We start from the raw sequence: 6665 nt of genomic DNA, 5'->3' as shown, positions 1-6665 counted from the left end.
TTCTTCGCCCGGCCGCCACCTTCTTCTACAACTACTTCCTTCGGCTGGGATTCCTGGATGGCCGGGAAGGGCTGCTTCTGCACCTCTATCACGCCGGGTATGTCTCGTGGAAATATGCCAAGGCCTGGGAGCTGAACCGGTCGCGCCCGGGCTGACTCTGTGTGGGGCGGACACTCTTGTCCGCGGCCTATTGGCCCGATCCTTCCTAGGCGAATCCCGTCGTAACCTTCGTGGTTGAAAAAGGGGGTCTGAAACACGAAGGGAACGACCGTGGCCGTTCCCCAAGGACAGGGTATTGTCACCGTCCGATCGCTATACCCCGTTTACCCACCGTACTCGCGGTTCGCTTTCCAAGTCACGGGGAGGCATCTTGGTTTGTCTCTTGGCTCGGTTCTTGAGCTCGACGTCATGCCCCGGGTTGGCCTGCTTCGGTTTGGCTGGCGCTTCCGCTTCAGGAGAGGCATCCTGCGCAGTTTCTCCCTGCGCCGCCTCCATCTCTGCCTGGGCCTTCTCGCGCTGCTGTTCGAGATTCCTGGTCTTGACCGCCGTAAGCTCCAGGCTGTCGAGGAACAGCGTCTTAATCAGCATTTGCTGAGAACTGATGGTTTGACCTTGGCGATCCACGATCAAGGTTACCAGTAACGCGGCAAACAAGAACAACACCGCTACCCAGTGACGTCTGACCCAGGATCCTTGCGGAACTCCCAATGTGACGAAGTAGCCTCCCACAGCGCACCCCAAACAATTGATCTCTCTTCTGCACCCGTCAAAGTGCATATCGAGTACCAAACTATTCATGAGATGCTGGAAGCTAACTCCACGATACACACCAGTTGTAAATGTAGAGAAAAATTCGCATCCAGGCGGCTTGTGCAAAAGATTGCACATCGAATGGAAACCCTCGCCCATAGCGGCCATAAGTAGGCGAGGGCTGTTACTCCTTTGGGATTAGCCACTGCGCTCGGCCTGGTTGTCACTGACAGCGCTTGGATAGCGGAGTAACATTCGAATCGTTACCTTTCCTTCTGTTGTTACTGTCAGCATGCTGACAGCAGGTCGTCACATCGACGGGAGGCGGCCAATGATTGACCTTCACCTGGTGCGTCTTATCGAATCCCACGCAGACGAGCTGGCACAGGCTTTGATGCAGAAACTACAAGCCAGTCATCGCTGCTCCGACATGGAAAGAGTGCCTAGCTCGGAAATGCAGGCGCGTGTCCTCGAGGTCTACAAAAATCTCACCGACTGGCTCCTGAACAAGACCGAAGAAGACATTGAAGCAACTTACAAACACCTCGGGCGCCGCCGCTGGGAGCAGGGTGTTCGCTTCGACCACCTGTATTGGGCACTGATCGTCGTCAAGGAAAATCTCTGGGACTTCCTGCAGGAAGAGGGCGTTGCGGAAACGCAGATTAATCTGTATGGAGCACTGGAGCTCCTGCATCTGACGGAGCAGTTTTTCGACCGCGCTATTTATCACGCGGCGGTGGGATATCGCGAAGCGTCGCGCACGGCGTCCGTTCGCGCGGCGTGAATGGGATTGCATTTTGCACTCAGCAATCAGCGGCCAGCCGTCAGCTGTTTCGCCCCACGCAGGGGCTCCCTTATCATAGTTAGAGGCCCCTCAGCAGCATAAAAGTGAGTTTTCACGCATACACTGATTGACTCCACGCCGCCCCACGGAGCCGCCCGACAGGGGTTCGTTCGTATCTTCCTTACTCGCGCCATGTTGCTCGATTCGCAGCCATCTGCCAAGATAGAGGCATAAACCGCGCTTATGCCTCGTAAAGCCAGACCGGATACCGGCATCAAAGAATCTGCCATTCACGATGTTCTCGAAGGCCGCCATCCTTCTGCTTCCGAAAAGGACTGGGCGGAGAAAACGCTGGCTCCTTCGCTAGAGAAGAATCCCGAAAAGCCTATCGGCGCGCCTACCGGCACGAATCTCGACGAGTGCGGCGAAGCCCGCTTCAGCACGATTTCGAACGTTCCGCTGCGCCGCCTTTATACACCGGCTGACCTGCCGGAAGATTGGACCTACGAAAAATACCTTGGCTATCCTGGCCAGCCACCGTATACGCGGAGCATCCACGCCACGGGTTATCGCGGCCGTCTGTTCACCATGCGCCAGTTCTCCGGTTTCGCCTCTCCGGAGGAGACCAACCAGCGCTACAAATATCTGCTCGCGCACGGCGGTGGTGGTCTTTCGGTAGCTTTCGATTTGCCGACCTTGATGGGGTACGACTCTGATCATCCGTTCAGCGAAGGCGAAGTCGGAAAGTGCGGCGTGGCCGTCGATTCGCTGGAGGACATGGAGATTCTTTTCGATGGCATCGACCTGGAGAAGACCACCACCTCGATGACCATCAATTCTCCTGCCTCGGTGCTTTGGGCGATGTACCTGGTAGTGGCAGAAAAGCAGGGCGCGGACTGGAAAAAGATTTCCGGCACGATCCAGAATGACATTCTCAAGGAATACATCGCGCATAAGGAGTACATCTATCCGCCGGCGCCATCGATGCGGCTGGTGATCGATACCTTCGAGTTCGGTTCGAAGTACACGCCGAAGTGGAACACCGTCTCGATCTCCGGCTACCACATCCGCGAGGCCGGATCCACGGCGCTACAGGAACTCGCGTTCACTATCTACGACGGTGTGGAGTACGTCGAGTGGGCGCTTCGCCGAGGCCTCGATGTGGATGAATTCGGTCCTCGCCTCAGCTTCTTCTTCAACGCCCATAACGATTTCTTCGAGGAGATTGCCAAGTACCGCGCCGCGCGAAAGATCTGGTATCGGCTGATGCAGGACCGCTTCCACGCGCGCAATCAGCGCACCTGGCTGATGCGTTTCCATACGCAGACGGCCGGCGTATCGCTTACTGCTCAGCAGCCCATGAACAACATCGCCCGCACTGCCATCCAGGCGCTGGCAGCGGTGCTCGGGGGCACCCAGTCCCTGCACACCGACGGTTACGACGAAGCCTTGGCTCTGCCGACGGAGCAGGCAGCACGTATCGCGCTGCGCACCCAGCAAATCATCGCTTACGAAACTGGCGTCACCCAGACCATCGACCCACTGGCTGGGTCCTATTTTCTGGAGCGCTTTACTCTCGACATGGAAAATGGCGCTTTCGATTATTTTGGCAAGCTGGATGCCATGGGGGGCATGGTCAAAGCAATCGAGCGCGGCTATCCCCAGAAGGAGATCGCGGAAGCCAGCTATCAATACCAGCGCGCAGTGGAAGCACGGGAGAAGATTATTGTCGGCGCCAACGAATTTACGGTCGAGGAGCCGGCGCCCGAGATCCTCTATATCGACGAGAGCGTCGCCCGGCAGCAGTCCGAAAAACTCAAGCGCCTCCGCCAGGCGCGCTCGAATGACGAAGTGCGCCGCCGCCTCGATGCCCTGAGGAAAGCAGCCGCCCAGGAGCCGAAGGTGAAGCCCGACGGGTCTATCTCCGACGCTAACACCATGCCCTATATCATCGATGCCGTTCGCGCCTATGCCACGGTGGGCGAGATCTGTGATGCGCTGCGCGAAGTGTACGGCACTTACGAAGAGACTAGCCTGACGTAGATTCTGTTGGACCGAAGGCCTGTCAGCAAATTCTTACTCTGAGCGAGGACGCGGCGAACCGTTCCGCGTCCGAGGCGAAGGACCTTGCGTCTTCTCCTCCCAGGAATGGGGCCTGTACTCCGAACCCGCAGTTCTGTCGGTCCTCGAGATTCGCTGAATGCTGGCTACTGATTGCTGATTCCCGGCAACCCCAGCGGTCGCTTCTGGTGTCAATATATTGGGCGTCTGATTTGGACTTCAGACAGTGGCCATGCGCAAGATTCTTCTGGTTCTCACCGCTTGCTTGGCGATCGCGTTCCTGGCCTGGTGGAACTACGCCGCTCTCTCGATCCGGATTCAGCATTACCGCTACCAGGCCAAAGCTCTCTATTACCGCTATTTCGATCCCGTCGACCGCTATACTCGTGCCTTGGCCGGGGGCGGCTTCGCCGATTGTGGGCGCGTACCGCTGGCCCGCGACCCCAGCAACGCCAACCGCTGCGCCTGGCAGGCGTTCAACGCCCACAGAAATTTTCGAGTGATTTATGACCTCGCCGCGCTGGACAGCCAGCCTTTCACTGCGCTGGTAGGAACGCCCGATGGCAGGGTCTTTGAAGTTCGCTTCGACCGCACGTTATCAGCCGCCGACATCCGCTACTCTGGCGAGAGCCGCCGCTGCCCCGACCCGGTCGCCCTTCAGATCGATGAAGATACGGGGACGCTGGTCTGCACGCCCAGCGCAGTAAACGATTCGGAATTCAGCCGCATTCGGTGAACACGAGTTGTTGGGTACAGCTAACCCCATCCACTTTCCGCCAAGCTGTCATTCTGAGCGAGGGCCGAGCTTAATGACGAGGCCCGAGTCGAAGAATCTTGCGGTTTCGTACCTACGACCCGGAAATGCAGCACACTTTCCCGGGCACCGCGCATTTCCATGCTAGAGTTTGTCCAACGGAACACAACAATGCGACAAGCGGTGCTTGTTCTGATTGCAGGCGTGGTTTTCATCGGCAACACGTCAGCTCAGGAACGCGAAACCCTTGCCGACGTGCTCCAGCAGCACGAAATTCCGTCTCCTCCCGCTTCTATTCCCCACCTCACCTCGAGAATCACCAGCTACGACGTGCTCAATGATGACCGTGAATTTCTGATAGCCTATTACATGGTCGACACGGCGGACGAGAACGCATTGCGGCCGCCACTGTTTTTGACACGGTTCGACAAGAAAACCCAGGAATGGCAGCACGTGGCCATTACCGGCCAGAAGTCTGAGGGCCTTCCGGACAGGCCCGAACTACAAGATGATTGCCTTGGTTCAGTCCTGAGAGCGGAGCATCACAACAGCTGGTATTACTTGAATTTGCATTGGAACCCTTCCGCTGGGTGTCTGCTGATTCTGAATGAGGATTTGAGTGTGAGTCATACCTTGCCAGGTGGATCTGCAGGATTCTTTCAAACAGGCTTGCTGGTTTACTCAGGAAACATGGTGCACTTTGCCGACGTACATCCAGAAACGCTCTGGCTCTATGATCCCGCCACGCACAAATCCGAGCAGCTCTATCCGCAAAAGAACGACCCTTTGCGTGGAGCGTTCAGTACACGGTTGGAGAAAGTAATCGATGAAAAACGCTGTATGCACAACAACTGGGGGTGCGATCCGGACAGGTTCACCAGCGATCTCGTCTATCCCATTGAAGTAAACGATCAGACCCAATCGCTGGCTTTCCACGTCCGCTTCGAACCCGAAGGCTTTCTTCCGCGAGAGGAAGCAGAAGACAGCGGGCAATGGGACGATGATGATTACGTTTATATCTATCGTCTCAGTCCCCTGCGTTGGCGCGGATTTTCCATCTACGATCTGAAGCCCAAGTTTGGCACTGACTCGCTGTCCGAACTCCTCACGCCTGCCAAGCTAAAACAAGTATTCGCCACCCCGGCGCCATGAGCACCAATCAGCTTGCGGGGTGTCGTTCGTAATGCATCTTCCGGGATGCTGTAACAATGGTGACCAGAAGAAAGCAGGTCCCTCCACGCGCGCTGGAATCGCCGGCAGGCGATTTCAGCGCTTGATCGGGATGACAGTTGCGCTGAGATGAGATTAGCGGCCGCGTCCTACGGTGCAGCCAAAGCTGTGCTCAAAGCAAACGCAAATTCGTGCGAATCGGCGGCGATCGCAGCTAGAAAGAATATGGGGTGCCGGTCACCCAGCACCCCACGAATTAGTAGCGCGAATGATCCGCTTCTATGCCGCCGCTTCCTTCTTCGTTCCCGCCTTCTGCTGACCCAGAAAGTCGAGTAGCTCGCGGTTCACTTCCTCGGCATGGGTCCATGTGACGCAGTGCGGCCCATCCTTGATCACCGCCAGGCGTGCTCCCTTGACGAGCTTGGCCGTCCGCAGCCCAGCAGCAGAGGGAGGAACAATCCGGTCCCCATCGCCATGGATGACCAGGCTCGGTACATCCACGCGCGCCAGGTCCTGGCGGAAGTCTTCATGCCACGCAGGCACACAAGCCAGGCTGGCCGTAGCAGAGGCTCCGGCTGCGACGTTCCAGCTCGCCTGTACCACCTGTTCACTGACTCGCTTACCCAGCAGTTGGTCGGTGTTGTAAAAATTCTTGAAAAACTCGGTGAAGAAGGTATAGCGGTCGGTCGCCACGGCTTTTTCAATCCCCTGGAATACGCTGGCGTCCACGCCCTCGGGGTTATCCCCCGTCTTCAATAGATACGGTGGGACCGACGAAATGAATACCGCCTTGGTGACCCCCTTCGACCCATATTTACCGATATAGCGCGCCACTTCGCCGCCGCCCATCGAGAAACCTACCAGCGCGAAGTCGCGCAGGTTAAGCTGGGTCACGACCTTTTGCAGGTCCTCAGCAAAAGTATCGTAGTTGTAGCCGATAGTGGGTTGGCTGGATCGGCCGAAGCCTCTGCGGTCGTAGATGATCACGCGGTAACCCGCGTCCAACAGAGCGGGCAGTTGTTTCTCCCAGGACGCGCCGCTCAGGGGATAGCCGTGGATGAGGACTACGGGCTTACCCGTTCCATGGTCCTCGTAATAAAGGTCAATATTGCCGGAGTTTTCCTTACCGACGGTGATATAGGGCAT

At 57.1% G+C, this 6665-nt stretch carries 7 protein-coding genes; 5 read left to right on the top strand and 2 right to left on the bottom strand.

The genetic code is table 11. The features are described from left to right. Positions 1-155: glycosyltransferase family 2 protein (locus VEG30_18170; protein ID HXZ81860.1), on the top strand; the 155-nt coding region annotated here is incomplete at its 5' end. Between the two features lie 157 nt (positions 156-312). Here the strand turns inward: VEG30_18170 and VEG30_18165 are convergent. Beyond that, complete coding sequence (locus VEG30_18165; protein ID HXZ81859.1) at positions 313-798, bottom strand: hypothetical protein; 486 nt, start codon at positions 796-798, stop codon at positions 313-315. A gap of 283 nt (positions 799-1081) precedes the next feature. Between VEG30_18165 and VEG30_18160 the strand changes: the two genes are divergently transcribed. The 4 genes from VEG30_18160 (at position 1082) to VEG30_18145 (ending at position 5501) form a co-directional block, all read left to right on the top strand. Then, positions 1082-1534 (top strand): hypothetical protein, encoded by a 453-nt coding sequence (locus VEG30_18160; GenBank protein HXZ81858.1) that lies wholly within the window; start codon positions 1082-1084, stop codon positions 1532-1534. Between the two features lie 243 nt (positions 1535-1777). Next, the gene (locus VEG30_18155; protein ID HXZ81857.1) at positions 1778-3577 is read left to right on the top strand and encodes a methylmalonyl-CoA mutase family protein; all 1800 of its coding nucleotides are present in this window, start codon (positions 1778-1780) and stop codon (positions 3575-3577) included. Between the two features lie 250 nt (positions 3578-3827). Further along, the gene (locus tag VEG30_18150; protein HXZ81856.1) at positions 3828-4331 is read left to right on the top strand and encodes a hypothetical protein; all 504 of its coding nucleotides are present in this window, start codon (positions 3828-3830) and stop codon (positions 4329-4331) included. A gap of 189 nt (positions 4332-4520) precedes the next feature. Further along, positions 4521-5501 carry a hypothetical protein gene (locus tag VEG30_18145; protein HXZ81855.1) on the top strand — a complete coding sequence of 327 codons (981 nt, stop codon included), beginning with the start codon at positions 4521-4523 and terminating at the stop codon, positions 5499-5501. A gap of 297 nt (positions 5502-5798) precedes the next feature. Here VEG30_18145 and VEG30_18140 read toward each other — a convergent pair whose 3' ends face one another. After that, on the bottom strand, positions 5799-6665 hold the full coding sequence (locus tag VEG30_18140) for an alpha/beta hydrolase (protein HXZ81854.1): 867 nt from the start codon (positions 6663-6665) through the stop codon (positions 5799-5801).

Source organism: Terriglobales bacterium (genome assembly GCA_035624455.1).
In the GTDB taxonomy this organism is placed as follows: domain Bacteria; phylum Acidobacteriota; class Terriglobia; order Terriglobales; family Acidobacteriaceae; genus DASPRM01.
Note: the sequence above shows the minus strand (reverse complement) of the source record. Positions and strands in the feature narration are given on the sequence as shown.

Bases quoted from the DNA above. Each gene is read 5' to 3' on its own strand.
- VEG30_18165 (HXZ81859.1), bottom strand. From the start codon at position 798: ATGAATAGTTTGGTACTCGATATGCACTTTGACGGGTGCAGAAGAGAG.
- VEG30_18160 (HXZ81858.1), top strand. From the start codon at position 1,082: ATGATTGACCTTCACCTGGTGCGTCTTATCGAATCCCACGCAGACGAG.
- VEG30_18155 (HXZ81857.1), top strand. From the start codon at position 1,778: ATGCCTCGTAAAGCCAGACCGGATACCGGCATCAAAGAATCTGCCATT.
- VEG30_18150 (HXZ81856.1), top strand. From the start codon at position 3,828: ATGCGCAAGATTCTTCTGGTTCTCACCGCTTGCTTGGCGATCGCGTTC.
- VEG30_18145 (HXZ81855.1), top strand. From the start codon at position 4,521: ATGCGACAAGCGGTGCTTGTTCTGATTGCAGGCGTGGTTTTCATCGGC.
- VEG30_18140 (HXZ81854.1), bottom strand. From the start codon at position 6,665: ATGCCCTATATCACCGTCGGTAAGGAAAACTCCGGCAATATTGACCTT.